This is a genomic window from Streptomyces sp. NPDC039424, from assembly GCF_055639495.1.
On record NZ_JBVKAI010000001.1, the window covers coordinates 942,497 to 967,743 of the forward strand.

General features: G+C 70.7%; 22 protein-coding genes. 9 read left to right on the plus strand and 13 right to left on the minus strand.

The window, feature by feature from the left end; genetic code table 11:
- Nucleotides 1-241: 241 nt before the first annotated feature.
- The gene (locus ACZ7L0_RS04305; protein ID WP_471240865.1) at nucleotides 242-2,701 is read left to right on the plus strand and encodes a DNA gyrase/topoisomerase IV subunit A; all 2,460 of its coding nucleotides are present in this window, start codon (nucleotides 242-244) and stop codon (nucleotides 2,699-2,701) included.
- Here the strand turns inward: ACZ7L0_RS04305 and ACZ7L0_RS04310 are convergent.
- The gene (locus ACZ7L0_RS04310) at nucleotides 2,698-3,759 is read right to left on the minus strand and encodes a CobW family GTP-binding protein (RefSeq protein ID WP_471240866.1); all 1,062 of its coding nucleotides are present in this window, start codon (nucleotides 3,757-3,759) and stop codon (nucleotides 2,698-2,700) included. The two genes, ACZ7L0_RS04305 and ACZ7L0_RS04310, sit on opposite strands and share 4 nt — an antisense overlap.
- A 321-nt stretch (nucleotides 3,760-4,080) precedes the next feature.
- Between ACZ7L0_RS04310 and ACZ7L0_RS04315 the strand changes: the two genes are divergently transcribed.
- Together ACZ7L0_RS04315 and ACZ7L0_RS04320 are read left to right on the plus strand one after the other, a co-directional pair.
- The gene (locus ACZ7L0_RS04315; protein ID WP_471240867.1) at nucleotides 4,081-4,617 is read left to right on the plus strand and encodes a DUF6082 family protein; all 537 of its coding nucleotides are present in this window, start codon (nucleotides 4,081-4,083) and stop codon (nucleotides 4,615-4,617) included.
- A gap of 129 nt (nucleotides 4,618-4,746) precedes the next feature.
- A complete protein-coding gene (locus tag ACZ7L0_RS04320; RefSeq protein ID WP_471240868.1) occupies nucleotides 4,747-4,983 on the plus strand; it encodes a hypothetical protein in 237 nt (78 codons plus the stop codon).
- Between the two features lie 42 nt (nucleotides 4,984-5,025).
- Here ACZ7L0_RS04320 and ACZ7L0_RS04325 read toward each other — a convergent pair whose 3' ends face one another.
- Entirely contained in the window at nucleotides 5,026-6,192 is a 1,167-nt protein-coding gene (locus ACZ7L0_RS04325) for a citrate synthase/methylcitrate synthase (RefSeq protein ID WP_471240869.1), read from the minus strand.
- Between the two features lie 100 nt (nucleotides 6,193-6,292).
- On the opposite strand from ACZ7L0_RS04325, the gene ACZ7L0_RS04330 reads away from it, so the two are divergent.
- The 4 genes from ACZ7L0_RS04330 (at nucleotide 6,293) to ACZ7L0_RS04345 (ending at nucleotide 11,005) form a co-directional block, all read left to right on the plus strand.
- A complete protein-coding gene (locus tag ACZ7L0_RS04330; protein ID WP_471240870.1) occupies nucleotides 6,293-7,540 on the plus strand; it encodes a citrate synthase in 1,248 nt (415 codons plus the stop codon).
- A gap of 54 nt (nucleotides 7,541-7,594) precedes the next feature.
- Nucleotides 7,595-8,536: a sucrase ferredoxin gene (locus ACZ7L0_RS04335; RefSeq protein ID WP_471240871.1), complete on the plus strand. Its 942-nt coding sequence runs from the start codon at nucleotides 7,595-7,597 to the stop codon at nucleotides 8,534-8,536.
- A gap of 109 nt (nucleotides 8,537-8,645) precedes the next feature.
- Nucleotides 8,646-10,328: a sensor histidine kinase gene (locus ACZ7L0_RS04340; RefSeq protein ID WP_471240872.1), complete on the plus strand. Its 1,683-nt coding sequence runs from the start codon at nucleotides 8,646-8,648 to the stop codon at nucleotides 10,326-10,328.
- On the plus strand, nucleotides 10,325-11,005 hold the full coding sequence (locus ACZ7L0_RS04345; RefSeq protein ID WP_471240873.1) for a response regulator: 681 nt from the start codon (nucleotides 10,325-10,327) through the stop codon (nucleotides 11,003-11,005). The genes ACZ7L0_RS04340 and ACZ7L0_RS04345 overlap by 4 nt, the downstream gene beginning before the upstream one ends.
- Before the next feature lie 18 nt (nucleotides 11,006-11,023).
- On the opposite strand, the gene ACZ7L0_RS04350 is transcribed toward ACZ7L0_RS04345, so the two are convergent.
- From ACZ7L0_RS04350 to ACZ7L0_RS04360, 3 genes are all read right to left on the minus strand, one after another.
- The gene (locus ACZ7L0_RS04350; protein ID WP_471240874.1) at nucleotides 11,024-12,094 is read right to left on the minus strand and encodes an ABC transporter substrate-binding protein; all 1,071 of its coding nucleotides are present in this window, start codon (nucleotides 12,092-12,094) and stop codon (nucleotides 11,024-11,026) included.
- Nucleotides 12,095-12,183: 89 nt separating this feature from the next.
- A complete protein-coding gene (locus ACZ7L0_RS04355; protein WP_471240875.1) occupies nucleotides 12,184-13,047 on the minus strand; it encodes an ABC transporter permease in 864 nt (287 codons plus the stop codon).
- A complete protein-coding gene (locus ACZ7L0_RS04360; protein ID WP_471240876.1) occupies nucleotides 13,037-13,852 on the minus strand; it encodes an ABC transporter ATP-binding protein in 816 nt (271 codons plus the stop codon). The genes ACZ7L0_RS04355 and ACZ7L0_RS04360 overlap by 11 nt, the downstream gene beginning before the upstream one ends.
- A 158-nt stretch (nucleotides 13,853-14,010) precedes the next feature.
- Between ACZ7L0_RS04360 and ACZ7L0_RS04365 the strand changes: the two genes are divergently transcribed.
- Nucleotides 14,011-14,703: a response regulator gene (locus ACZ7L0_RS04365; protein ID WP_471240877.1), complete on the plus strand. Its 693-nt coding sequence runs from the start codon at nucleotides 14,011-14,013 to the stop codon at nucleotides 14,701-14,703.
- A 42-nt stretch (nucleotides 14,704-14,745) separates the two neighbouring features.
- Here the strand turns inward: ACZ7L0_RS04365 and ACZ7L0_RS04370 are convergent, their stop codons facing one another.
- From ACZ7L0_RS04370 to ACZ7L0_RS04395, 6 genes are all read right to left on the minus strand, one after another.
- Nucleotides 14,746-16,338 (minus strand): solute symporter family protein, encoded by a 1,593-nt coding sequence (locus ACZ7L0_RS04370; protein WP_471240878.1) that lies wholly within the window; start codon nucleotides 16,336-16,338, stop codon nucleotides 14,746-14,748.
- Nucleotides 16,335-16,889, minus strand: coding sequence for a DUF485 domain-containing protein (locus tag ACZ7L0_RS04375; protein WP_471240879.1), 555 nt, complete (start codon nucleotides 16,887-16,889; stop codon nucleotides 16,335-16,337). The genes ACZ7L0_RS04370 and ACZ7L0_RS04375 overlap by 4 nt, the downstream gene beginning before the upstream one ends.
- Before the next feature lie 69 nt (nucleotides 16,890-16,958).
- The gene (locus ACZ7L0_RS04380) at nucleotides 16,959-17,639 is read right to left on the minus strand and encodes a response regulator transcription factor (RefSeq protein WP_471240880.1); all 681 of its coding nucleotides are present in this window, start codon (nucleotides 17,637-17,639) and stop codon (nucleotides 16,959-16,961) included.
- Nucleotides 17,636-18,787 carry a sensor histidine kinase gene (locus ACZ7L0_RS04385; protein ID WP_471240881.1) on the minus strand — a complete coding sequence of 384 codons (1,152 nt, stop codon included), beginning with the start codon at nucleotides 18,785-18,787 and terminating at the stop codon, nucleotides 17,636-17,638. The genes ACZ7L0_RS04380 and ACZ7L0_RS04385 overlap by 4 nt, the downstream gene beginning before the upstream one ends.
- Nucleotides 18,784-19,311 carry a DUF1453 domain-containing protein gene (locus ACZ7L0_RS04390; protein ID WP_471240882.1) on the minus strand — a complete coding sequence of 176 codons (528 nt, stop codon included), beginning with the start codon at nucleotides 19,309-19,311 and terminating at the stop codon, nucleotides 18,784-18,786. Before ACZ7L0_RS04390 ends, ACZ7L0_RS04385 begins: the two co-directional genes overlap by 4 nt.
- A 428-nt stretch (nucleotides 19,312-19,739) precedes the next feature.
- Entirely contained in the window at nucleotides 19,740-21,863 is a 2,124-nt protein-coding gene (locus ACZ7L0_RS04395; protein ID WP_471240883.1) for a DNA gyrase/topoisomerase IV subunit B, read from the minus strand.
- A gap of 449 nt (nucleotides 21,864-22,312) precedes the next feature.
- Here ACZ7L0_RS04395 and ACZ7L0_RS04400 point away from each other — a divergent pair, with 449 nt between their 5' ends.
- The gene (locus tag ACZ7L0_RS04400) at nucleotides 22,313-22,543 is read left to right on the plus strand and encodes a DUF7455 domain-containing protein (protein ID WP_471240884.1); all 231 of its coding nucleotides are present in this window, start codon (nucleotides 22,313-22,315) and stop codon (nucleotides 22,541-22,543) included.
- A 134-nt stretch (nucleotides 22,544-22,677) separates the two neighbouring features.
- On the opposite strand, the gene ACZ7L0_RS04405 is transcribed toward ACZ7L0_RS04400, so the two are convergent.
- Both ACZ7L0_RS04405 and ACZ7L0_RS04410 read right to left on the minus strand, forming a co-directional pair.
- Nucleotides 22,678-23,538 carry a S1 family peptidase gene (locus ACZ7L0_RS04405; RefSeq protein WP_471240885.1) on the minus strand — a complete coding sequence of 287 codons (861 nt, stop codon included), beginning with the start codon at nucleotides 23,536-23,538 and terminating at the stop codon, nucleotides 22,678-22,680.
- A gap of 139 nt (nucleotides 23,539-23,677) precedes the next feature.
- Nucleotides 23,678-25,219: an RNA polymerase sigma factor gene (locus ACZ7L0_RS04410; RefSeq protein ID WP_471240886.1), complete on the minus strand. Its 1,542-nt coding sequence runs from the start codon at nucleotides 25,217-25,219 to the stop codon at nucleotides 23,678-23,680.
- Between the last annotated feature and the right edge of the window lie 28 nt (nucleotides 25,220-25,247).

Here is a 25,247-nt window from a genome sequence, read left to right on the forward strand (position 1 = left end):
CGGCGCCTCCCGGTGCCCGGCCGGGCCGCCTGCGCCGGGTCCTGGCCCGCGCTGTCAGTGCCGCGGTCCACAATGGTCCGCGTCAGATCCCGTCAATCGCTTCAGCAAGAGCGAGCCGAAGGGACGCGTCGGTGTCGGGAGGGCGAGCGCGCGGAGGCCCGAAGGGTTGAGCACGCTCGGCCTCCCGACACCGACGTCAGCCACCCGTAGGCGAGCGATCAGAAAAAAGGAGCCGGCAGCGATGGCCCGCCGCAGCACGAAGACCCCGCCGCCCGACGACTCGTACGAGGAGAGGATCCTCGACATCGACGTCGTGGACGAGATGCGTGGCTCCTACCTCGAGTACGCGTACTCGGTCATCTACTCGCGTGCCCTGCCGGACGCCCGCGACGGCCTCAAGCCCGTGCACCGCCGCATCGTCTACCAGATGAACGAGATGGGCCTGCGCCCCGAGCGGGGGTATGTGAAGTGCGCCCGTGTCGTCGGCGACGTCATGGGCAAGCTCCACCCGCACGGCGACGCATCGATCTACGACGCGCTGGTGCGCATGGCGCAGTCCTTCTCGATGCGTGTGCCCCTGGTGGACGGCCACGGCAACTTCGGCTCGCTGGGCAACGACGACCCGCCGGCCGCCATGCGGTACACCGAGTGCCGGATGGCCGAGGCGGCCGGCCTGATGACCGAGTCGATCGACGAGGACACGGTCGACTTCGCCCCCAACTACGACGGCCAGGAGCGGGAGCCGATGGCCCTGCCCGCGGCCTTCCCGAACCTGCTGGTCAACGGCGCCTCGGGGATCGCGGTCGGCATGGCCACGAACATGGCGCCGCACAACCTGCGCGAGGTCGTCGCTGCCGCCCGCCACCTGATCCGGCACCCGAACGCCGACCTCGACGCCCTGATGCGGCACGTCCCGGGCCCCGACCTGCCGACCGGCGGGCGGATCGTCGGCCTCGCCGGCATCCGGGACGCGTACGAGACGGGCCGCGGCACCTTCAAGATCCGCGCCACGGTGGCGGTGGAGACCGTCACGGCCCGCCGCAAGGGCCTGGTCGTCACGGAGCTGCCCTTCGCCGTCGGGCCGGAGAAGGTGATCGCCAAGATCAAGGACCTGGTCGGCTCGAAGAAGCTGCAGGGCATCGCCGACGTCAAGGACCTCACCGACCGCGCGCACGGCCTGCGCCTGGTCATCGAGATCAAGAACGGCTTCGTGCCGGAGGCGGTCCTGGAGCAGCTGTACAAGCTGACGCCGATGGAGGAGTCCTTCGGGATCAACAACGTCGCCCTGGTCGACGGCCAGCCGCTCACCCTGGGCCTGAAGGAGCTGCTGGAGGTCTACCTCGACCACCGCTTCGACGTGGTGCGGCGGCGCAGCGAGTTCCGCCGCGGCAAGCGCCGCGACCGCCTGCACCTGGTCGAGGGCCTGCTCACGGCGCTGGTGGACATCGACGAGGTCATCCGGCTGATCCGCTCCAGCGAGAACTCCGCGCAGGCGAAGCAGCTCCTGATGGAGCGCTTCTCGCTGAGCGACATCCAGACGCAGTACATCCTCGACACGCCGTTGCGGCGCCTGACCAAGTTCGACCGCATCGAGCTGGAGGCGGAGAAGGACCGGCTCAACGCGGAGATCGAGGAGCTGACCCGGATCCTGGACTCGGACGCCGAGCTGCGCAAGCTGGTCTCGGCCGAACTGGCCGCGGTGGCCAAGAAGTTCGGCACGGACCGGCGTACCGTCCTGCTGGAGTCCGCGGGCACCGCGGTCGCCACCGTCCCGCTCCAGGTGGCGGACGACCCGTGCCGGGTGCTGCTGTCGTCGACGGGGCTGCTGGCCCGTACGGCGAACGGCGAGCCCTTCGCCGAGGACGCCGACGCCCGCCGCACCAAGCACGACGTGATCGTCTCGGCGGTCCCGGCGACCGCGCGCGGGGAGGTGGGCGCGGTGACCTCGGCCGGCCGGCTGCTGCGGATCAATGTCGTCGACCTGCCGCAGCTGCCCGACACGGCGACGGCGCCGAACCTGGCCGGGGGCGCGCCGCTGGCGGAGTTCGTCTCCCTGGAGGACGACGAGACGGTGGTGTGCCTGACGACGCTGGACGAGTCGTCCCCGGGCCTGGCGCTCGGCACGGAGCAGGGCGTGGTCAAGCGTGTGGTGCCCGACTATCCGTCCAACAAGGACGAGTTGGAGGTCATCACGCTCAAGGAGGGTGACCGGATCGTCGGCGCGGCGGAACTGCGCACCGGCGAGGAGGACCTGGTGTTCGTCACGGACGACGCGCAGCTGCTGCGCTTCCAGGCGTCCATCGTCCGCCCGCAGGGCCGCCCGGCCGGCGGTATGACGGGCGTCAAGCTCGCCGAGGGCGCGAAGGTGATCTCCTTCACCGCCGTCGATCCGGCGGCTGACGCGGTGGTCTTCACGGTGGCGGGCTCGCGCGGCACGCTGGACGACTCGGTGCAGACGACCGCCAAGCTGACCCCGTTCGACCAGTACCCGCGCAAGGGCCGGGCCACCGGCGGTGTGCGCTGCCAGCGGTTCCTGAAGGGCGAGGACTGCCTGTCCTTCGCGTGGGCGGGCCCGGCTCCCGCGCGCGCGTCGCAGAAGGACGGCACTCCGGTCGAGCTCCCGGAGACGGACCCGCGCCGGGACGGTTCGGGTACGTCGCTGCCGAAGACCGTGTGGGTGGTGGCGGGACCGGTGTCCTAGACCGGCGGCTCCTCGAAGTCGTCCTCCTCGGAGGCCGCTACGTAGCGCAGGACGCCCCACATGCCGTGCTCGTCGGCGTGCGGGGCGTCGTTGCGGCACGCCTCCAGCTCCTTGCCGAGGGTGGGCGCGTCGATGCCGGACCCGATGAGGACGAGCTGGGTGAGGCGTGCGTCGGCGGGCCCCCAGAGCTCCGGGCGGAAGCGCAGGAACCGCCCGACGGCGTGCACGGCGTACCTGTTCGCAGTGTCGTACGGGCCGAAGTCGACATACCCCTTGACCCGGTAGAGCCCCTCGGGGCGGCTGTCGAGGAAGGCCATCAGCCGGCGCGGTTCGAGCGGGGTCTCGGAGACGAAGGACAGGCTGTCGTAGGCGGTGTGCAGGTGACCGGTGTGGTCGCCGTCCTCGTGGTCGTGCAGGTCGTCGAAGGACAACTGCCCCAGGCGCTCCTCGCTCGGCCGGCGGTCGAAGAGGAACTCGGGGTCGATGCGGCCGTAGGTGGCGGGCACCACGGCGGCGCGGTCGGTGAGGGACCGGACCAGGCCCAGGACGCGCTCAGCGTCCGCGGCCCGGTCGAGCTTGTTGACCACGACCAGGTCGGCGAGGCCGAGGTGCCGGTCGATCTCGGGGTGCTTCGCGCGCGTGTCGTCGAACTCGGCGGCGTCGACGACCTCGACCAGCCCGCCGTACACGATGCGGGGGTGCTCGCTGGCGAGCACCATCCGGACGAGTTCCCCGGGTTCGGCGAGACCGCTGGCCTCGATGACGATGACGTCGATGCCGGTGGCGGGGTCGGCGAGCCGCTCCAGGTAGTCGTCGAGTTCGCTCGCGTCGACGGCGCAGCACAGACAGCCGTTGCCGAGGGAGACGGTGGAGTCGCCGAGCGCCCCCGCGACCGCCATGGCGTCGATCTCGATGGCCCCGAAGTCGTTGACGATGGCCCCGATGCGGCTGCCTCCGCCGTGGTGGAGGAGGTGGTTGAGGAGCGTGGTCTTCCCGGAGCCGAGGAAGCCGGCGAGTACGACGACCGGAATCTGCTGCGGACTGCGGTTGTGCCCCAACGTGCGACCTCTCTCACGCGGACGCGCGCACCGGCTCGCGGTCCGGCGCACGCACGAGGAATGGAATGCCGACCCAGGATACGAGCGGGAAGAAACTCCGCGAAGTGAACGATTGTTAGCAGGCCTTGCGGGGCAGACGTTGGGCAGGCGCCGGGGGCGTGCGACCCTTGCTTCCCTCCGTGCGCCGCCTCTCCGCCTCCCCGCCGATCAGAGCCGCTCGGCACCCTGGGAGACGGCAAGCGCCGCCCACCGCTCGCCGGTCCCCTCCAGTCGACCCGTATCCCGACGACCGGCGGACGGCCGCCTGATTCGGGGGTTGACATGAACACACAGAACACCGGGAGGAAGCGGGGGCTGGGCTCTGCCGCCGCCGCGGGACTCGCCTTCACGGCGGGGGCCTGCGCCGCGTGGGCCGCACGACAGCGGCGGTACGAGGAGCTGCGGGCCGAGCGGGCGGAGAACCGGCGGGCCGCCCTGGTGGACTACCAGCGGTTGCAGCTCGGTCTGCTGGAGCGGGCCATCGACGACCCCGACCTGGCCGCCGTACTGAGCACCTTCGAGGTGGAGTCGCCGACCCGGCTGCGGCAGCATCTGTTCGCCAACGCCCTCTACGCCAACGCGCTGTTCGGCTACCGCATGGGTGTGGCGACCCTGGAGGAGCTGCACGGCCATCTGCGCGTGCTGTGCCAGAGCGCCCTCTTCCGCGGGTACTGGGAGTCCACGCGCCCCCACCGCGCGAGCCTCAGGGAGGACTCGGAGGAAGGTCGCATCGGCCGGATGGTGGACACCCTCATTCGCGATCTGGACGAGTCCGACACGGAGGAATGGTGGGTCGTGGGTGAACCTCCTGCGCAGTAGACGCAGTTGAGCCAAGGGGAGGCGCGCCGGGACCGGGCCGTTTGGCGTAGAGCATCTCATTATGTGGACAAATGGCGTGGTAGAACCTGTCCCGCTTCCACACCCACACCGTGAGAATGAGGATCCCCCTTGAGAATCGTGCGTCGCATCGGTGCCTCCCCCCGGGAACGCGGCAGCATGACCGGCGACACCTGCCCCGACATCTTCGAGTTGTCCGACGGCAGGTTCGCGGTCATCGGCACGGACGCCACCGAGTCGCTCGACCCCCACCTTCCGTCCGACGCGGCGCGCGCGGACCACGAGCGGATCGTGGTGATCAGCCGCGACACCCTCCTGCGCGCGAAAGCGGATATTCCAGACGCGTAGGGCGGCGACCGGGGAGCCCCTCCCCAAGGGCTCCCCTACCGCTCAGGCCGCCGCCGGCACCTCCACCGGCGGCTCGGGACCCACATACCGCGCCACCGGACGGATGATCTTCGAGTCCTGCGCCTGTTCCAGGACGTTGGCACTCCAGCCCACCACGCGGGCCGCCGCGAAGGTGGGCGTGAACATCTCGCGGGGCAGGCCGCACAGCTCCATGACCAGGCCCGCGTAGAACTCGACATTTGTGTGGAGTTCACGCCCGGGCTTCAGCTCGGCGAGGATCTCCTCCACCCGGCGCTCGACCTCGACGGCGAAGTCCACCCGGGGGCCGCCGAAGCCCCGGGCGATGTCACGGAGCATCCGTGAGCGGGGGTCCTCCGTACGGTAGATCGCGTGGCCGAAGCCCATGACGCGCTCTCCGGCGAGGACGCGTTCCCTGATCCAGGAGTCGATCCGCTCCGGTGTGCCGATCGCGTCCAGGGTGTCCAGGGCGCGGCTGGGCGCACCCCCGTGCAGCGGACCGGAGAGCGCGCCGACGGCTCCCACGAGGCAGGCGGCCACATCCGCGCCGGTCGACGCGATGACCCTGGCCGTGAACGTTGACGCGTTGAAGCCGTGATCAATGGTTGAGATCAAGTACTGCTCGATCGCCCGGGCCCGCCGCGCGTCCGGCTCCGAACCGGTCAGCATGTAGAGGTAGTTGGCCGCGTACGAGAGGTCCTCGCGCGGCTCCACCGGATCCAGCCCCCGCCCGAGCCGGTGGAGGGCGGTGAGCAGGGTGGGTACGGCCGCACAGGCGGCGAGGGTGTCCGCGCGGCGCCGGTCGGCGTCGATGTCGTACACCGGCCGGAACCCCTTGGCCGCGCCCAGCAACGACAGCGCCGTGCGCATCCCGGCCAGCGGACCGGAGGCGCGGCTCGCCGCCGCGAGCACGGGCAGGGCGGCCCGCACCTCGTCGGGCAGCCGCCGCAGCGCCGCGGCCTCGGCGGCGAACGCGGCGCGCTGCCCGCCGTCCGGCAGCTCACCGTGCACCAGGAGATGCCAGACGTCCTCGAAGCCGCGGCTTCGCGCGAGGTCGACGGCGGAGTACTGGCGGTAGTGGTAGAAGCCCTCGAACCCCCGGACATCACCGATCTCGGTGTCCGTGACGACGACGCCCGCGAGCCCGCGCGGCACGTCGACGAGGGTGGCCGCAGCCCTGTTGATGGACATGTTTCTTCCTCCCTGGACTTGATTTGACTGTCCATGATTGACTCATAACCTGTCAATATTGATTGAATCAATACATAGGGAGGCGGATACCGTGACCTCCATGCGCGATCAAGACCCCCGTCCGGGGCGCCGGCTGAGCACCAAGGAGACCGCCGAGCTGCTCGGCGTGAAGCCCGAGACCGTGTACGCGTACGTCAGCCGCGGTCAGCTCAGCAGCAGGCGGGAGGCCGGCGGCCGCGGCAGCACCTTCGACGCCGAGGAGGTGGCGGCCCTCGCCCGGCGCAACCGGCGGGAGGGCGGCGGGAGCCCGGGGACCGGCGGTGAGCTGTCGGTACGGACCCGCATCACGCTCATCGACAAGGACCGGTACTTCTTCCGGGGCGTCGACGCCACCGAGCTCGCCGCGCGCCACTCCTACGAGGAGGTCGCCGAGTGGCTCTGGACCGGACGGATGCGTCACGGCGTCACGTTCACCGCGCCCGAGCCGGCCGTCACGGTGGTGCGCCGCGCGGTGAAGGCGCTGCCCGAGCACACCTCCCCCACCGACCGGCTGCGGGTCGCGGCCATCGCCGCCGCCGCCGAGGATCCGCTGCGCTTCGACCTGTCGGAGGAGGCCGTGCTCAACACCGCGCGCGTCCTCATCCCCACCCTCGTCGCCGCCCTGCCGCCGCTGCCGTACGCCCCCGTGGACGAGGGCCCGCTGGCCCAGCGGCTGTGGGGCCGGCTGACCGCCCAGAGGGCCGACGAGGCGTCACTGCGCGTCCTGGACACGGCACTCGCCCTGCTCGCCGACCACGACCTGGCCGCCTCGACGCTCGCCGTACGGGTGGCCGCCTCGGCCCGTGCGCACGCCTACGCGGCCGTCTCCGCCGGGCTCGGGGTGATCGAGGGCCCGCTGCACGGCGCGGCCAGCGGCCTCGCCCACCGGCTGCTGCTCGACGTACTGGACCAGGGCACCGCCGTGCCGGTGATCGCGGACGAGCTCCGCGCCGGCCGCCGCATCCCCGGACTCGGCCACCGGCTCTACACGGGCGAGGACCCGCGCGCGCGGGTCCTGTTCGGCCTCCTGGAGCAGGTCCCGCACGCCGAACCCGCCCTCCTGGCGGCCCGGGACATCGTCGCCACCACCGCCCGTCACACCCCGCTGCACGCCAACGTGGACCTGGCTCTCGCCGTCCTCACCGTCGCCACCGGCATGCCCGCCAGCGCGGGCGAGACGATCTTCGCGGTCGCCCGGACCGCGGGCTGGATCGCCCACGCCCTGGAGGAGTACGGGGAACGCCCGCTGCGCATGCGCCCCAGCGGCCACTACGTCGGTCCGCAGCCGCCTCGACCCCTGCCTGAGTAGGACACGAGCCGGGCTGGAAGTCACCCCGAGGAAAGTCAGGTTAGGCTCACCTCTGTGAGTAGGTGTGCGACCGTCTCCCGGAGCCTCGACGAGCCCGTTTCCGGCACCGCGGCCACCGCGACGACGTGGCTGCTGCTGGAACAGTCCGGCCCGTGGGGTGCCAAAGCGCTCACTTCCAGCCATCTGGACCCCGCGCTGGGCCGTGCCCTGGAGGCCGCGGCCGAGGGCACGGGCGTCCGGATCGCGCTCATCCGGCGCCCCGGCCGGCACGCCGACCCCCGTACACCCGCCGAGCGCCAGGTGTACGTGGCCCACACCGTCCCCGGCAACGCATGGCTGCACCACACCACCACCCATGACCCGCGCCGGCTGCTCGGCCTGGACTTCGCCGCCCTGGGCGCCGGTGACCACCGGAGCTTCGGCTCGGCGCTCGGGGGCCGGCCGTACACGGGCGGTCCGCTCGCGCTCGTCTGCACCAACGGCAAGCGCGATCGCTGCTGCGCCCTCCTGGGCCGTCCCCTCGCGGCCGAGCTCGCCATGTCCGGTGTGCGGGGCGCGTGGGAGGTCACTCATCTGGGTGGACACCGCTTCTCGCCGACGGTGCTCGTGCTGCCGTACGGATACGCGTACGGCCGGGCCGACGCGCATACCGTCAGGGAGGCCCTGCACGGCGTCCGGGAGGGCCGGATCGCCGTCGAGGGGTGCCGTGGGCGGTCCGCCTGGGAGCGGCCCGGCCAGGCGGCCGAGCTGGCCGTGCGCGCGGCGGCGGACGAGTACGCGGCCGAGGCGCTCAGCGTCGTACGGACGGACGGCGCGGCGCCGCGCTGGGAGGTGACCGTCGCCCATGCCGACGGCCGCCACTGGCGGGTGGTCGTGGCCCAGGGCGCCTCGCTGCCGCCGCGCCCGGAGAGCTGCGGGGCCTCGGTGCTCGGCTCACCGGCCCGGATGGACGTGGTGGCGCTGCGTGAGCTGACGGCGGCGAGGCTGGCGAGCTGAGCGCACCGCGCGCGGGATCGCCGTCCCTCCGAATCCCTCCAGGAACCGGCCGAGAGATCCACGCCACACCCCTTCGGCAGTGCCCGCCCGCCCACGTACCTTCGTGGGTATGAGCCCCACTCCCCCCGCACGCCGTCGGCGCCTCGGTATGCCTCGGCGAGTGTTCTCGCAGGTGCTGCTGATGCAGGTGGCGATCGCCGCGGGGGTCGCGGTGCTCGCCACCGGCCTGTTCCTGGCGCCGCTCAGCAAGCAGCTCGACGAGGAGGCGATGCGCCGCGCGCTCGCGATCGCGCAGACCACCGCGCAGAACCCGGAGATCGCCGAGCAGATCCGGACCACTCCGCCCAGCGTCGACGGCCCCGTGCAGCAGGAGGCGGAGCGGATCCGCCTGGCCACCCACGCCGAGTACGTCGTGGTGATGGACCGGCGGGGGGTGCGCTGGTCGCACACCGACCCGAAGCAGATAGGCGGACACGTCTCGACCTCACCCAGCAAGGCGCTGGCCGGCGAGGAGGTCATGGAGATCGACAGCGGAACACTCGGCCGCTCCGCCCGCGGCAAGGTGCCGCTGTACGACTCCGGCCACCGGATCGTCGGCGCGGTCTCGGTCGGCATCGCGTACGACAGCGTGCGGGCGCGGCTGATCAGCGCGATCCCGGGGCTGTTCGCCTATGCGGGCGGCGCCCTCGCGGTCGGCGCGCTGGCCGCCTGGCTGATCTCCCGCAGGGTGCAGCGGCAGACCCGGGACCTGGCCTTCTCCGACATATCGGCGCTGCTCGCGGAGCGCGAGGCGATGCTCCACGGCATCCGGGAGGGCGTCGTCGCCCTCGACCGCGCGGGCCGCGTCCGCCTGCTCAACGACGAGGCGCGGCGCCTGCTGGGCCTCGGCGACGAGGCCGTCGGCCGGTCCCTGGACGAGGCGCTCGGCGCGGGCCGCACGACCGACGTCCTGGCCGGCCGGGTGACCGGCACCGACCTGCTCACCGTGCGCGGCCAGCGGGTGCTGGTCACCAACCGCATGCCCACCGACGACGGCGGAGCCGTGGCCACCCTGCGCGACCGCACGGAGCTCGAGCAGCTGGGCCGCGAACTGGACTCCACGCGCGGCCTGATCGACGCCCTGCGCGCCCAGGACCACGAGCACGCCAACCGGATGCACACGCTGCTGGGCCTGCTCGAGCTGGAGATGTACGACGACGCCGTGGAGTTCGTCGGAGAGGTGGTCGGCGACCACCGGGTCACCGCGGAGCAGGTCACCGAGAAGGTCCAGGACCCGCTGCTGGCCGCCCTGCTGGTCGGCAAGGCGACCGTCGCGGCCGAGCGCGGGGTGGCCCTGTGGGTCTCCGACCGGACCCGGCTGCCCGACCGGCTGATCGACCCCAGGGGGCTGGTCACGGTCGTGGGCAACCTGGTGGACAACGCGGTGGACGCGGTCGCGGGCACCCCGCACGCGCGCGTGGAGGTCGAGTTGCGCACCGAAGGGCGTACGGCCGTCCTCAAGGTGCGCGACACGGGGCCCGGGATCCCGGCGGAACAACGGGAGTTGATCTTCACCGAGGGGTGGTCCACCAAGAAGCCGCCGGCGCACGGCAAGCGCGGCCTGGGGCTGTCCCTGGTGCGCCGGTTCGCCGAGCGGCAGGGCGGGAGCGCGACGGCGAGCGAGGCGGAGGGCGGCGGTGCCCAGTTCACGGTCGTGCTGCCGGAGGCACTGACCGAGGCGGCCCTGGAACCCGGCGTGGAGCCTGCCCTCACCGCGTCCGCCCCGACCGCTGCCGAGGAGGAGGCGCGATGATCGAGGTCCTGGTCGTGGACGACGATGTGCGGGTCGCCCGGGTCAACGCCGCCTACGTCGAGAAGGTGCCGGGCTTCCACGTGGCCGGCGAGGCGCACAGCGCGGCGGAGGCGCTGCACCGGCTGGAGACGCTGCCGCGGCTCGACCTGGTCCTGATGGACCACTATCTGCCCGACGAGACGGGCCTGGCGGTCGTGCGGGAGATGCGCCGCCGCGGCCACCAGACCGACGTGATCATGGTGACGGCCGCGCGGGACGTGTCGACCGTACAGGCGGCGATGCGGCAGGGCGCGCTGCAGTACCTGGTGAAGCCGTTCGCCTTCGCCGGCCTGCGGGCCAAGCTGGAGGCGTACGCGCACCTGCGCCGCACTCTCGACGGCGGCGGCGAGGCCGAGCAGGCGGAGGTGGACCGGATCTTCGGCGCGCTGTCCGCGCCCTCGGAGCCCGGGCTGCCCAAGGGGCACTCCCCCACCACTGCGGAGCTGGTGCGGCAGGCCCTGATGAGCGCCGAGGGGCCGCTGTCGGCCCAGGAGATCGCCGAGCGGACCGGGGTGAGCCGGCAGACCGCGCAGCGCTATCTGAAGCTCCTGGAGCGCACCGGACGGGCTCGGCTGACCCTGAAGTACGGCGACGCGGGCCGCCCCGAACACCGTTACGTGTGGGCGACCCGCGCCTGAGCGCGTTCGGCAGGGGCGTCACCCCGCCGACTTGGCGGCCTGCTCGACGAACTCGGTCGTGTACGTCTTGCTCAGGTCCACCTTGGCGTTCTTGATGTTGGGGTTGAACGCCTTGAGGACCTTCTCCACGGTCTCGGGGCCGTTCGTGGGCATCACCCCGTCGTCGGTGAACATCGGCAGGGTGCTCTTGATGGCCTCGGCGTACAGCGTCTTGTCGCCCTGGGAGTAGTCGGCGGGCATCTTGGCCGCGATCTCGGCCGCGTCGTGCGTCGACATCCACTTGAGCGTCTTGACGAACGCGTTGGCCAGCTTCTGGACGGTGTCCTTGTGGCTGTTCACCCAGTCCGTCTGCATGTACAGGCTGGACGACGGGTACGGGCCGCCCAGCGCCTCCTGCGAGCCCTCGGGCGTCCGCATGTCGAGGAGGACCTTCCCGGCCTTCTTGTCCAGGATCGTGGCGACGGTCGGGTCGGTCGTCATACCGGCGTCGATCGAGCCCTGCTGCAGCGCCGAGATGAACGTCGGGCCCGCGCCCACGGCGACCGGGGTGAAGTCGCTGACCTTCACGCCGTTCTTGACCGCGAGGTACTTCGTGAGGAAGTCGGTCGAGGCGCCCAGGCCGGTGACGCCGAGCTTCTTGCCCTTGAAGTCCTTCGGCGAGCTGATGTCCCCCGCCTTCTTCGCCGAGACGACCTCCACCTCGCCGGGGGCGTGCGAGAACTGCACGACGGACTCCACGGCCTTGCCCTTCACCTGGAGGTCGAGGGTGTGGTCGTAGAAGCCGACGGCGCCCTGGACCTGGCCGGAGACGAGCGCGGTCTCCGCCTGGACGCCGGCGGGCTCGCTGAGCATCTCCACGTCGAGGCCCTCGGAGTCGAAGTAGCCGAGCCGCTGGGTGAGCATCGCCGGCAGATAGATGACCTTGTCCAGGCCACCGACCATGATCTTGACCTTCGTGCCCTTGCCGTCGCCCTTGCTTCCGGCGTCGGCGGAGGTGCTGCTCGCCGCGTCATTGGCGCAGGCGGTGAGCGAGGAGAGGGCGAGCAGGCCGGAGACGGCGAGCGAGGCGTATCTGGCGGTCTTGCGCATGGCGGTTCACGTCCTTGTGAGAGGGCGGTGCGGGAGAAGGGGGGTGTCTTGGCGCGCTCGGCCCCGGGGCGGCGCGCGGTGGGCCGGACTCAGTGGTCGGAGTTCGCAGGCTTCCACCGGAAGATGCGGCTCTCGGCGAAGGTCAGCAGACCCTCGGCGACGAGTGCGACCACCGCGAGGATGACCATCGCGGCATAGACGCCGGCGGCGTTGAAGGTGCCCTGCGACTGGGCGACGAGCAGGCCGATGCCCTTGGTCGCGCCGATGTACTCGCCGACGATGGCGCCGATGAGGGCGAAGCCGAAGCTGACGTGGAGGCTGGTGAAGATCCAGGAGGTCGCCGACGGAATGACCACCTGAAGCGTCACCCTGCGGTCGTTCGCGCCGAGGATCCGGGCGTTGGCGACCAGGTTGCGGTCGACCTCCCGGGCGCCCTGGAAGGCGTTGAAGAACACCGGGAAGAACACCAGCACCACGGCCGAGGCGACCTTGGAGGCGGGGCCCAGGCCGAACCAGATCACGAAGATCGGGGCCAGGACGATCCTGGGGATGGAGTTGAGCACCTTGATGTAGGGACCGAGGACATCGGCGAGGAACGCGATCCGCCCCAGGGCGATGCCGAAGACCACACCGGCGACGACACCGATGACCCAGCCGAGCAGCGCCTCGTGCAGCGTGGCCCAGATCTGCTCGCCCAGCGAGCCCTGGGCCGTTCCGTGCATCACCCAGGTGTAGATCTGGTCCCAGATCTTCGAGGGCATCGAGAAGTTGAACGGATCGATGACCTTGGTCCGGGACAGCCCTTCCCACAGGCCGAGCACGGCCACCAGGACCAGCACCCGCGCGGCGTTGACGACCACCTTGCGTCTGCGGGCGGCCTGGGCCCGCGACTGCGCGCGGCCCGGGATCTTGGCCGTGTCGACGACCGGCGTGCTGAGGACCTCAGGCGACATGAGCGGCACCCCTCTGACGGGTGATGCGGACCTCTTCGCCGAGGGACTCCCAGATCTCGCGGTAGATCTCGATGAACCGCGGCTCCAGGCGGACCTGCTCGACCTTGCGCGGCCGGGGCAGGTCGATGTCGAACACCTGCTTGACGGTCGCGGGCCCGGCGGTCATCACGACGACCTTGTCGGCCAGCGCGATGGACTCCTCCAGGTCGTGGGTGACGAAGACGACGGAGGCGCCGGTGCCCTCCCACAGCTCCAGGAGTTCGTCCGACATCAGCGCCCGGGTCTGCACGTCCAGGGCCGAGAAGGGCTCGTCCATCAGCAGGATCTCGGGGTCGTTGACGAAGGTGGCGGCGAGGGCGACGCGCTTGCGCTGACCGCCGGAGAGCTGGTGGGGGTAGCGGTCCTCGAAGGCGGCGAGGCCGACCCGGGCCAGCCACTCGCGGGCCTTCTGCTTGGCCTCGGCCTTCGGTACGCCGCGGAAGCGCGGGCCCGCCATGACGTTGGACAGCACCGTCCGCCAGGGGAAGGTGGCGTCCTGCTGGAAGACGAAGCCGACCTTGTCGCCGACGCCGGACACCGGCTCGCCGGCAACCCGCACATCGCCTTCGGTGGGCTCCTCCAGGCCGCTGACCAGGGTCAGTGTGGTGGACTTGCCGCAGCCGGTGGGGCCGACGACGGCCACGAACTCACCGCGGCCGACGGTCAGGTCCAGGTCCCGGACGGCCGTGTGCAGACCCCCTGACGGGGTTCTGAAGGTCTTGCTCGCGCCCCTTAGCTCGATGGCGGGGCTGGTGTCTGCGCTCATGGCCCGGGACGGTAGGTGTGGCCCGGGCCACAGCATCAGTCTTCTGAGCGCAAGCCATTCTTTTGCTCGCAAGAGCCTGTTGTGCTCGTTTTGCTCGCGTTACAACTGCGGAGCCGAAACACGGGCTTAACGCTCGTCGGCCTTGAAGGAGAGGCCTGATGATTGACGTCCTGGTCGTGGACGACGACTTCCGTGTCGCCGAGATCAACGCCAAGTACGTGGGAAAGGTTCCCGGCTTCCGGGTGGCCGCCCGCGCGCACAGCGCCGCCCAGGCTCTGGCCGCGGTGGAACGCGGAGGCATCGACCTGGTCCTGCTCGACCACTACCTGCCGGACCGGACGGGCCTCGAACTGGTGCACCGCATGCGGGAACAGGGTCACGGCACCGACGTCATCATGATCACGGCGGCCAGCGATGTGACGACGGTGCAGCGGGCGATGCGTCTGGGCGCCCTGCACTACCTGGTCAAGCCGTTCACCTTCGCCGCGCTGCGCAGCCGTCTGGACTCCTACGCCGCGCTGCGCCGCACGGTCGACCGGGTCGGCGGCCGGGGTTTGACGGGCCAGGAACAGGTGGACCGGATCTTCGGCGCCCTGCGGACCGCGCCCGCGCCGTCCGCCCCGGGGCTGCCCAGCGGCCACTCGGAGCCCACCACGGACCTCATCTGCGGGGTCCTGCACCGCGCCGACCATCCGCTGTCGGCCCACGAGGTCGCCGAGGAGACCGGCCTGAGCCGCTCCACCGCGCAGCGCTATCTGCGCCACCTGGAACAGGCCGGCCGGCTCCGCCTCTCACTGAAGTACGGCGACACGGGGCGGCCGGAGCACCGGTACGCGTGGGTGGCACCGTAACGGCGCACCGCCCGCACCCGTGCTCAAGCCTCCTACGTCCCGCTACACGGCACCCGCTCCGGTCAGCGACCGCACCTCCGTCTCCGCGTACCCGCCCTCGTCCGGGGCGTCGGCCGAGGTGACCGTGCCGAGCCAGCCCGCCAGGAAGCCCAGCGGAATGGAGACGAGGCCCGGGTTCTGCAGCGGGAAGTACTGGAAGTCGACGTCCGGGAACAGCGAGCCCGGGCTGCCCGACACCACCGGGGACAACACCACGAGCACCAGCGCCGGAACCAGCCCGCCGTATACGGACCACACCGCGCCGCGTGTCGTGAAGCCGCGCCAGAACAGCGAGTAGAGCAGCACCGGCAGGTTCGCCGACGCGGCCACCGCGAAGGCGAGTCCCACCAGGAAGGCGACGTTGAGATCGCGGGCCAGCAGGCCGAGCGCGATGGCGACCACGCCGATGCCGACCGCCGCGACCCGCGCCACGGCCACCTCGCTGCGCGGTTCGCCACGCCCGCGCCGCAGCGTCGCGTACAGATCGTGTGCCACGGACGCCGACGAGGCGAGCGTGATCCCGGCGACCACCGCGAGGATCGTGGCGAAGGCCACGGCCGCCACGACCGCGAAGAGGACCGTGCCCCCGGTGGATTCCGCGCCGCCTCCCAGGTCGAGCGCGAGCAGCGGAACCGCCGTGTTCCCCGCCGCGTTCGAGCTGCGTACCTCCTCCGTCCCGACGATCGCCGCGGCTCCGAAGCCGAGCACGATCGTCATCAGGTAGAAGCTGCCGATCAGCCCGATCGCCCAGACCGTCGAACGACGCGCGGCCCGCGCGGTCGGCACCGTGTAGAAGCGGGACAGGATGTGGGGCAGGCCCGCCGTGCCCAGCACCAGCGCCAGCCCCAGACTGATGAAGTCCAGGCGCGCGGTCCAGTCCCCGCCGTACTTGAGCCCCGGTGCCAGGAAGGCGAGCCCGTGGCCACTGCGCTCGGCGGCCGTGAGCAGCAGCCGGTCGATGTCACCGTGGAAGCGCACCAGGACGAGCACGGTCAGCACGATGGTGCCGATGAGCAGCAGGACGGCTTTCACGATCTGGATCCACGTGGTGGCCCGCATCCCTCCCAACGACACATAGATCACCATGAGCGCACCGACACCGATGACGGTCCACGCCTGCGCGGCCTCGCTGGTCCGCCCGAGCAGCAGCGCCACCAGGCTGCCCGCGCCCACCATTTGCGCCACCAAATACAGAACGGACACGGTGACCGAGGAAGTTCCCGCGGCGATCCGCACCGGCCGCTCGTTCATCCGCGCGGCGATCACGTCGGCGAGGGTGAACCGTCCGCAGTTGCGCACCAGTTCGGCGACCAGGAACAGCACCACCAGCCAGGCGACGAGGAAGCCCACCGCATACAGCAGGCCGTCGTAACCGAAGAGTGCGATGAGCCCGCTCACGCCGAGGAAGGAGGCGGCCGACATGTAGTCACCCGCGATGGCAAAACCATTCTCCATCGGGGAGAAGAGCCGCCCGCCCGCGTAGAACTCCTCCGATGAGCCGCGCCGGTGCCGGCTCACCCGCGCCGTGATCGCCAGGGTGGCGGCCACGAACAGGCTGAACAGCCCGAAGGCAAGCGTCTGATGATGACCCGTCACAGTGCACTGCTCCTGGTTCCGCGTGTCAGCTCCTGGGTGTCCCAACGCAGGTCGAGCGCGGCACGGTCCCTGCGCAGACGTGCGTGCCGGGAGTAGGCCCAGGTGAGAAGGAAGGTGGTGAGGAACTGGCCGAGTCCCGCGAGCATCGCCACGTTCACCGCGCCCGCCACGGGCCTGGCCATGAAGCCGGGCGCGGTCGTCGCAGTCACCACGTAACCCACGTACCAGCTGAAGAAGACGACGACCCCGGGGACCACGAACCTCCGGTACCGGCTCCGCACATCCTGGAAGGCGGCACTGCGCTGCACCTCGAGATAGACGTCACGAGCGCGAACTCCCCCGTCCTCCTGCTCGGCGGCGCGGGCGGCCGGCACGGCGGCCGGAGCGGGCACGCCCGTGCCGTCCAGCTCGCCCCAGCCGGAAGCCAGCGCGTCGTACCAGGGGTCCTCGTACCTCACGTCGTGGAGAGCCGGACCGTGGCCGTCGTGGTTCTCGGCCACACTGTCCGTACCGCCCTCATCTGGGCGATAACGACCGTTGCTTGACTGCATGCCCAAGGATGGACAGATCGAGAGGATCCGCGGCTCTTCTTCCCCGGGCTCTTCACCCCATCAGGTGACTCAATTCGCTGGTGGCCGGGCCAGTCCCTTCCCGTACGCGTAACGCACGGCTTGGGCGCGGTCCTTGAGTCCCGTCTTCGCGAAGAGGTTGTTGATGTGGGTCTTCACGGTCGCGGTGGAGACATGCAGCTTCCGGGCGATCTCCTGGTTGCTGAGCCCCTCGGCGATCAGCACCAGCACCTCGGTCTCCCGAGTGGTCAGTCCGTCCGGTGTCTCCGCCGTCGCCGGCTGCGGGTCGGGTTCCGACAGTCGCTCCAGCAAACGCCGTTGGACGCTCGGCGACAGCCCCGCATCCCCGGACAGCACACTCTCCACGGCCCGCACGATCTCGTCGCCGCCCGCGTCCTTGGTGAGGTAGCCGCGCGCGCCCGCCCTCAGCGCCGGGAACAGCGAATCGTCGTCCGCGAAGGTCGTGAGCACCACGACCTGGGTCCCCGGGTACTCCGCCCGGATCCGCCGGGTCGCCTCCACCCCGTCGCAGCGGGGCATCCGCAGATCCATCAGGGCCACGTCCGGGGCGAGTTCGGCGACCAGCCGCACCGCCTCCTCCCCGTCGCCCGCGGCCCCGACGACCTCGACGCCGGGCAGCAGTCCGAGCAGCATCACGATGCCCTCCCGGACCACGGTCTGGTCGTCGACGACGATCACCCGCGCGGGCCGCTTCCCGGCCTCCTCCGTCATGCGGGCACCTTCAGCGTCACCACGAACCCCTTTTCCTCCGGCCCGGCCTCGAGCGATCCGCCCAGCAACTCGGCACGCTCCCGCATGCCCAGCAGACCGTACCCCGCCCCCGCTCCGGTCAGTTCGCCCGCTGTTCCGCCCGAGTCCCTGACGTTCAGCGTCACTTCGTGCTCGCTGTAGTCCAGCCGTACCCGCACCTTGGCGCCGTGGGCGTGCTTGCGCACGTTCGTCAGCGCCTCCTGGGCGACCCTGCGCACGGCCTGCGACGCCTCGGCGGGCAACGGTCTGCGCTCACCCGTGACGGTGACCTCGGCGCCGTCGGCCGCGTCAACCAGCTCGGCCAGGAAGTCCTCCAGCGGGGTGAGTTCACCGCGCAGCGCGGAGAGTGCCTGCCGGGTCTCGGCGAGACCGTCGCGAGCCATTCCCCGCGCCGCCACCACCCTGTCGAGGATCTGCTCCCGGTCCGCGCCGCGCTCGATCAGCAGCCGGGCCGCCTCCAGGTGCACGAGCTGGGCCGAGAGGCTGTGGGCCAGGACGTCGTGGATCTCCCGCGCGATCCTGGCCCGCTCGGCCAGCGCCGCGGACTCGGCCTCGGCGGACCGTGCGGCCCGTTCCTGGGCGAGCAGCCGCTGGGCGCTGCCCCGGGCCTCGGCGTCGAGCCGGAGGACGTAACCGGCGAGGGCCATGCCCGTGACGGTGACGGCGGTGGTCAGCCAGACGTCGTTGTTGACCACGGAGAAGGCGGTGAAGGCGAGGCAGGCGACGGGGAGGGCCGCCCCGAGCGGCATCCGCTCCAGCGCGGAGATGGCACAGCCGCACCAGATGACGAGGGCCGGCCCGCGGAACCCGGTCGACTGAGCCACGACCGCCAGGCCCAGCAGCAGCGTGACGACCGCCAGCGTCGTCCACAACCGGTGCTGGTAGGTGGTCCGGAAGAAGGCCCAGGAGAGCGCTCCGGCCAGGAGGATGCCGCCCACCGCCGCGACCGTGCCCCATCCGTGCACGTGATGGTCCTCGAAGGCACCCCACAGCAGCAGCCCTAGGGCGAACAGGCGCACGCTCCAGGCGATCACGCGTCTCGGTCGGGAGACGCCCTCCCGGCCGAGCGCCTCCCGGGAGGGCCAGCGTGTCCAGGCGTTGTCCGTCACACGCGCTCCTTCCACGCGGACCGGGGCATGGCGTCACCGTAGGCCGCGGCCGGGCCGGCCTCCGCCGCCGAGAGGGACTGAGCGCGCCAGACCAGGATCCCGGAGCGGACCAGCAGGGTACCGGCGAGGGCGAGGAGCAGGGCGGAGCTGTCCTGGTGGACGCCGAGCAGCACACCGAGGCCGAAGAGTCCGGCGCGCAGGGCGATGCCGACGATCCAGACGGCGCCGCTCGCCTTGCTGCTCTTGCTCCACACGGCGCCGTCAGGCTCCCGCCACATACGGGTGGTCCACGCCCAGCCGGCTCCGGTGGCCAGGCCTATGAGCAGCTCGGTGGAGAGCAGCAGGACGGATTCGACGGGGTGGTGGGCGTCGACCGTACCGGGTTCGCGCAGCGCGACGACGGCCAGGACGACTGGCGCCAGCCACCACCGCCGGTCGGTGCTGATCGCCTGGGCGCGGAACTGGCGCACGATCACCAGCACGACAACGGCCACGATCACCAACGCGTTGACGAGCCCGGACATCGAAGCCTCCGTGAGCGGAAGGAGCGCCGACAGCGAGCGCTGCCGACGCCTTCGAAGCTACGGAGATTCGCAGGTCAGCAGATCGGAGCCGGGGTGGATCCTGGGTGGATCCCGCTACCGCCTCGTTCTCCACCCGCGGGTGGAGAACCCGCCGCGCGGCGCAGACCAGGGCCGCGAGAAGGACCCGGCCGCGGGCACATCCCGGCCGACCGCACCCCACTCCGTCCCGAGTACCGCCCGGGTACCGCCGCCCGGCCCGCAGCCGGACCCGAACCGACCCCGGCACCCCAGCCTCCGGCCCGGGCAACCGGCGGCCCGCGCCCGAGCCGCCGAGTGGCGCGGCCCAGCCCACCGTCAGCTCAGTCGCCCGCAGCCCCCACACCGACGCCCGTTCGCCACCCCACCCGGCCGAGGCCCGGGCGCGGCGTCTACGCGTCGATCCGCGACCGGTCCAGCGTCGCCGCCGAGCTCGAGATGAACTCCTTGCGGGGTGCCACCTCGTTGCCCATCAGCAGGTCGAAGACCTGTTCGGCGGCTTCGAGGTCGGAGAGGTTGATCCGGCGCAGGGTGCGGTGGCGCGGGTCCATCGTCGTCTCGGCCAGCTGGTCGGCGTCCATCTCACCCAGACCCTTGTAGCGCTGGATGGAGTCCTTGTACCGGACGCCCTTGCTCTGGAACTCCATGAGGGTGTCGCGCAGCTCGCGGTCCGAGTACGTGTAGACGTACTTGTCCTGGCCCTTCTTCGGCTGCACCAGCTCGATGCGGTGCAGCGGCGGCACCGCGGCGAAGACCCGGCCGGCCTCGACCATGGGCCGCATGTAGCGCTGGAACAGCGTCAGCAGCAGACAGCGGATGTGGGAGCCGTCCACGTCGGCGTCGGTCATCATGATGATCTTGCCGTAGCGAGCCGCGTCGATGTCGAAGGTCCGGCCGGATCCCGCCCCTATGACCTGGATGATCGCGCCGCACTCGGCGTTCTTCAGCATGTCGGTCACGGACGACTTCTGGACGTTGAGGATCTTGCCGCGGATCGGCAGCAGCGCCTGGAACTCGGAGTTCCGGGCGAGCTTCGCCGTACCGAGCGCGGAGTCGCCCTCGACGATGAACAGCTCGCTGCGGTCCACGTCGTCGCTGCGGCAGTCGGCGAGTTTGGCGGGCAGCGAGGAGGATTCCAGGGCCGTCTTCCGGCGCTGCGCGTCCTTGTGCTGGCGCGCCGCGATACGCGTACGGGCGGCGGCGACCGCCTTCTCCATGACCACCCGGGCCTGGGCGGCCGCGTCGCGCTTGGTGGAGGTCAGGAACGCCTTGAGTTCCTTGGAGATGACGTTGTACACGATGCGGCGGGCCGCCGAGGTGCCGAGGACCTCCTTGGTCTGGCCCTCGAACTGCGGCTCGGCCAGGCGCACGGTGACGACCGCGGTGAGGCCCTCCAGGGCGTCGTCCTTGACGATGTCGTCCTCGGCGACGCGCAGCAGCTTCTTGGCGCGCAGCACCTCGTTCATCGTCTTGGTGACGGCCTGCTCGAAGCCGGCGACATGGGTGCCGCCCTTGGGGGTGGCGATGATGTTGACGAACGACCTGAGGGTCGTGTCGTAACCGGTGCCCCAGCGCAGCGCGACGTCGACGCCGAGTTCGCGGGTGACCTCGGTGGGGGTCATCTGGCCGTGGTCGTCGAGGACCGGGACGGTCTCCTTGAAGGTGCCCTGACCGGTGAGGCGGAGGACGTCGCAGACCGGCTTGTCGGTGGCCAGGTACTCGCAGAACTCACTGATGCCGCCGTCGAAGCGGAAGGACTCCTCGCCCTTGCTGCCGCCCTCGCCCAGGCCGTACTCGTCGCGGACGACGATGGTGAGGCCGGGCACCAGGAACGCGGTCTGGCGGGCACGCTGGTGCAAGTTCTCCAGGGAGAGCTTCGCGTCCTTGAGGAAGATCTGCCGGTCGGCCCAGTACCGCACGCGCGTGCCGGTACGGGTCCGGGGAATCTTCTTGGCCTTGCGCAGGCCGCCCTTGGCCTCGAACTTGGCGTCCGGGCCGTTCACCGCGAAGGCCCCCGGAACACCGCGCCGGAAACTGATGGCGTGGGTGTGGCCGCCGCGGTCGACCTCGACGTCCAGGCGGGCGGACAGCGCGTTCACCACGGAGGCGCCGACGCCGTGCAGACCGCCGGAGGCCGCGTAGGAGCCGCCGCCGAACTTGCCGCCGGCGTGCAGCTTGGTCATGACGACCTCGACACCGGAGAGGCCGGTCTTGGGCTCGACGTCCACGGGGATGCCGCGGCCGTTGTCCCGGACCTCCACCGATCCGTCGTCGTGCAGGATCACCTCGATGTGGTCGCAGTAGCCACCGAGGGCCTCGTCGACGGAGTTGTCGATGATCTCCCACAGGCAGTGCATCAGGCCGCGGCTGTCGGTCGAGCCGATGTACATGCCAGGGCGCTTGCGCACGGCTTCGAGGCCCTCGAGGACGAGCAGGTGCCGCGCGGTGTAGTTGGAACCGTCCCGGTCTGCTCCTGCCAGCAGAGCTGTGGACGGCACGGACGTCTCGGCGGTCACGCGGTTCGCTCCTCGCTGAATTTCAGGTGGACCCCATTTGGGTAAGGGGCCGGCTTCGGTCGCCGCACTGAGGGTACCGAGGCCTGGTAGAGCCGTTGTAACGCCACCCTCGGCATCAACTCACACTAGTCCAGACTCGTATGCCTGTTCGATCCCTCGTTGGAGTGAAGTACATATCACGTTCCCTTCGAGGCATGAACCATTTAGGCTCCGGGCACGTCCTCATGAACAACCGGCAAGCCAGCCGGCGGACGAAAACCCCCCTGACACTGACCGCGCGAACCCGTACGACACACTAGACACGCACTACGGCACATTCGCCGCCAACCGGCAGCAGACAGCCGCCCCGGGAAAGATTTTTTCCAGGAAAAGCCACGAGCGGGAACGTTTTCGGGCTGGTTGGATGTTGACCCTGGTACGACAGCTCGTCGAGCTAGAGAAGAGGCGACGTGACTACTGTTCTGACCCCCGCGAGCCACCTGACGGCCGCCGATCGCTGCGACCGCTGCGGCGCCCAGGCATACCTGCGCGTCGTGCTGCTCAGCGGCGGAGAACTGCTCTTCTGCGCCCACCACGGCCGCAAGTTCGAGCCGGAACTCAAGAAGATCGCCGCTGAGATACAGGACGAGACGGAGCGGCTGACGGCCGTTCCCGCATCTACGTCCGAAGATGAGCGCTGACATCTCGCACACACGACGAGCCAGCCCCGGCACAGGCCGGTGAACGGGCGGCCGCTCCTGCTCCCAGGAACGGCCGCCCGTACTGGTTCACCCCGGAACCCGCCGTCCGCACCGGCGCGGCCCCACAGGGCCCTTCAGGCGCCGTCGCGCGGCCTCCGCGGGGCGCTGCCGCCCCAGCCCAGTGTCCGTACGATGTCGGACACCCGCGTGTAGACGCCGGGGCTGCCCGCCCGCCCGCAGCCGCTCCCCCAGGACACCAGCCCGATCAGCCGCCCCTTGGCGACCAGCGGGCCTCCACTGTCCCCCTGACAGGCGTCCGGGCCGCCCACGACCTCTCCGGCGCACAGCATGGAGTCCGGCCGGTACGCACCGTCCGGCCCTCCGGGATACGCCCGCGTGCAGAGGATGTCGGGCAGCACCCGCACATGCGCGGCGTACAGCCGCCGGCTGTAGTCGCCGGCGCCCGTCGTGTCACCCCACCCGGAGACCACGGCGTCCGTTCCCGGCGCGTACGCCGGGTCGCCCTTGGCCGCCATGGTGACGAGCACACTGCGGGACAGCGGCTTGGCGAGGGTCAGCACGGCGAAGTCGCCGGCGTTGCTGACGCCGTCATAGCCGGGGTTGACCCATGTGTCGCGTACGGCGATCTCCTCGCCGCCGCTCGACAGCAGATCCGTACGACCGGCGATGACCTTGAGGTCGCGCATCTTGTCGGGCGCTACGCCCAGCACCTCCTCGGCCATGCAGTGGGCCGCGGTCAGCACCGTCGTCCGGCCGACCGCCACCCCTCCGCAGAACTGGCCCGCCCGCGTACCCCCGAACCGGTCACGGCTCGCCAGGGCCACGGTCCACGGGCTCTTGGACACATCGACGGGAAAGCCCCCTACGACAACGCTGTCAGCGGCCACGGGCACCGCGCCGGCCAACGGTATGGCGGCCGTGACGGTCGCCAGGAACAGCGGCCGGATCACCGACCGCACACAGGGTCGTCGCATGCACGCTCCTCACTCTGAGTGGTGTTGGGACACCCAGGGTCATCCAGAGCGCCACCGCCCGCAGCACGAAGGCCCGGCTCCCGCGCGGGGAGACCGGGCCTTCGACGTCGTACGACCGTGCTCCGGTCGAAGCGGTGGACTAGTCGAGGTAGTCGCGCAGCACCTGCGAACGCGACGGGTGACGCAGCTTCGACATGGTCTTGGACTCGATCTGACGGATGCGCTCACGCGTCACGCCGTAGACCTTGCCGATCTCGTCGAGGGTCTTCGGCTGACCGTCGGTGAGACCGAAGCGCATGGACACGACGCCGGCCTCGCGCTCGGACAGGGTGTCGAGGACCGAGTGCAGCTGCTCCTGCAGAAGCGTGAAGCTGACCGCGTCGGCCGGGACGACGGCCTCGGAGTCCTCGATGAGGTCACCGAACTCGCTGTCGCCGTCCTCGCCCAGCGGGGTGTGCAGCGAGATGGGCTCGCGGCCGTACTTCTGGACCTCGATGACCTTCTCCGGGGTCATGTCGAGCTCCTTGGCCAGCTCCTCCGGGGTGGGCTCGCGGCCCAGGTCCTGGAGCATCTGGCGCTGCACGCGCGCGAGCTTGTTGATGACCTCGACCATGTGCACCGGGATACGGATGGTGCGGGCCTGGTCGGCCATCGCGCGGGTGATCGCCTGACGGATCCACCAGGTGGCGTACGTGGAGAACTTGTAGCCCTTGGTGTAGTCGAACTTCTCGACCGCGCGGATCAGACCGAGGTTGCCCTCCTGGATGAGGTCCAGGAAGAGCATGCCGCGGCCCGTGTAGCGCTTGGCCAGGGAGACCACCAGACGGAGGTTGGCCTCCAGGAGGTGGTTCTTGGCGCGGCGGCCGTCCTCGGCGATGATCTCCAGCTCGCGCTTCAGCTTCGGCGCCAGCTTGTCGGAGTTGGCCAGCTTGTCCTCGGCGAACAGGCCCGCCTCGATGCGCTTGGCCAGCTCGACCTCCTGCTCGGCGTTGAGCAGGGGGACCTTGCCGATCTGCTTGAGGTAGTCCTTGACGGGGTCGGCGGTGGCGCCGGCCGCGGCGACCTGCTGCGCGGGGGCGTCGTCCTCGTCCTCGTCGGACAGTACGAAGCCCGCGCTCTCGGTGCCCTCGGGCTCCTCGGCGACCTTGGTGTCCTCGAGAACCTCTTCCTCGAGGATCTCGGCGTCGTCCTTCTTGGCGGTGGTCTTCTTGGCCGCCGTCTTCTTGGCGACGGTCTTCTTCGCGACCGCCTTCTTGGCGGCCGTCTTCTTGGCTGCGGCCTTCCTGGCGGGGGTGGCTTCCTCGGCGGGATCGACGACGGCGGGGTCGGCGGGCGAGGCCGGAGCGGCCGTGGTGGCGGTGGCCTTCCTCGTGGTCACCGTCTTCGCCGCGACCGTCTTGGTGGCGGTGCGCTTGGCCGGACTCTTCGCTGCGACGCTCTTCCGGGTCCGCTTGGGTTCCGCGGCACTGACCATCAGCGTCACACCCTCTTCCTCGAGGATCTGGTTGAGGCTGCGCAGTACGTTCTTCCACTGAGTGGCCGGGATCTGGTCAGCTTCGAAGGCCCGACGCACATCGTCGCCGGCGATCTGCCCCTCAGCCTTTCCCCGCTCAATGAGAGCCATGACAGAGACGGACTCGGCGATCTCCGGCGGGAGCGTACGGGATGTGCTGGCCGACACGAACAACCTCTCGGAACGTTGGAAAACG

What these genes read in the sequence shown, in the direction of transcription:
- ACZ7L0_RS04330 (WP_471240870.1), top strand. Translation starts at nt 6,293, where the DNA reads ATGCGCGATCAAGACCCCCGTCCGGGGCGCCGGCTGAGCACCAAGGAG.
- ACZ7L0_RS04355 (WP_471240875.1), bottom strand. Translation starts at nt 13,047, where the DNA reads ATGTCGCCTGAGGTCCTCAGCACGCCGGTCGTCGACACGGCCAAGATC.
- ACZ7L0_RS04340 (WP_471240872.1), top strand. Translation starts at nt 8,646, where the DNA reads ATGAGCCCCACTCCCCCCGCACGCCGTCGGCGCCTCGGTATGCCTCGG.
- ACZ7L0_RS04350 (WP_471240874.1), bottom strand. Translation starts at nt 12,094, where the DNA reads ATGCGCAAGACCGCCAGATACGCCTCGCTCGCCGTCTCCGGCCTGCTC.
- ACZ7L0_RS04380 (WP_471240880.1), bottom strand. Translation starts at nt 17,639, where the DNA reads ATGACGGAGGAGGCCGGGAAGCGGCCCGCGCGGGTGATCGTCGTCGAC.
- ACZ7L0_RS04305 (WP_471240865.1), top strand. Translation starts at nt 242, where the DNA reads ATGGCCCGCCGCAGCACGAAGACCCCGCCGCCCGACGACTCGTACGAG.
- ACZ7L0_RS04365 (WP_471240877.1), top strand. Translation starts at nt 14,011, where the DNA reads ATGATTGACGTCCTGGTCGTGGACGACGACTTCCGTGTCGCCGAGATC.
- ACZ7L0_RS04315 (WP_471240867.1), top strand. Translation starts at nt 4,081, where the DNA reads ATGAACACACAGAACACCGGGAGGAAGCGGGGGCTGGGCTCTGCCGCC.
- ACZ7L0_RS04390 (WP_471240882.1), bottom strand. Translation starts at nt 19,311, where the DNA reads ATGTCCGGGCTCGTCAACGCGTTGGTGATCGTGGCCGTTGTCGTGCTG.
- ACZ7L0_RS04360 (WP_471240876.1), bottom strand. Translation starts at nt 13,852, where the DNA reads ATGAGCGCAGACACCAGCCCCGCCATCGAGCTAAGGGGCGCGAGCAAG.
- ACZ7L0_RS04325 (WP_471240869.1), bottom strand. Translation starts at nt 6,192, where the DNA reads ATGTCCATCAACAGGGCTGCGGCCACCCTCGTCGACGTGCCGCGCGGG.
- ACZ7L0_RS04405 (WP_471240885.1), bottom strand. Translation starts at nt 23,538, where the DNA reads ATGCGACGACCCTGTGTGCGGTCGGTGATCCGGCCGCTGTTCCTGGCG.
- ACZ7L0_RS04375 (WP_471240879.1), bottom strand. Translation starts at nt 16,889, where the DNA reads ATGCAGTCAAGCAACGGTCGTTATCGCCCAGATGAGGGCGGTACGGAC.
- ACZ7L0_RS04345 (WP_471240873.1), top strand. Translation starts at nt 10,325, where the DNA reads ATGATCGAGGTCCTGGTCGTGGACGACGATGTGCGGGTCGCCCGGGTC.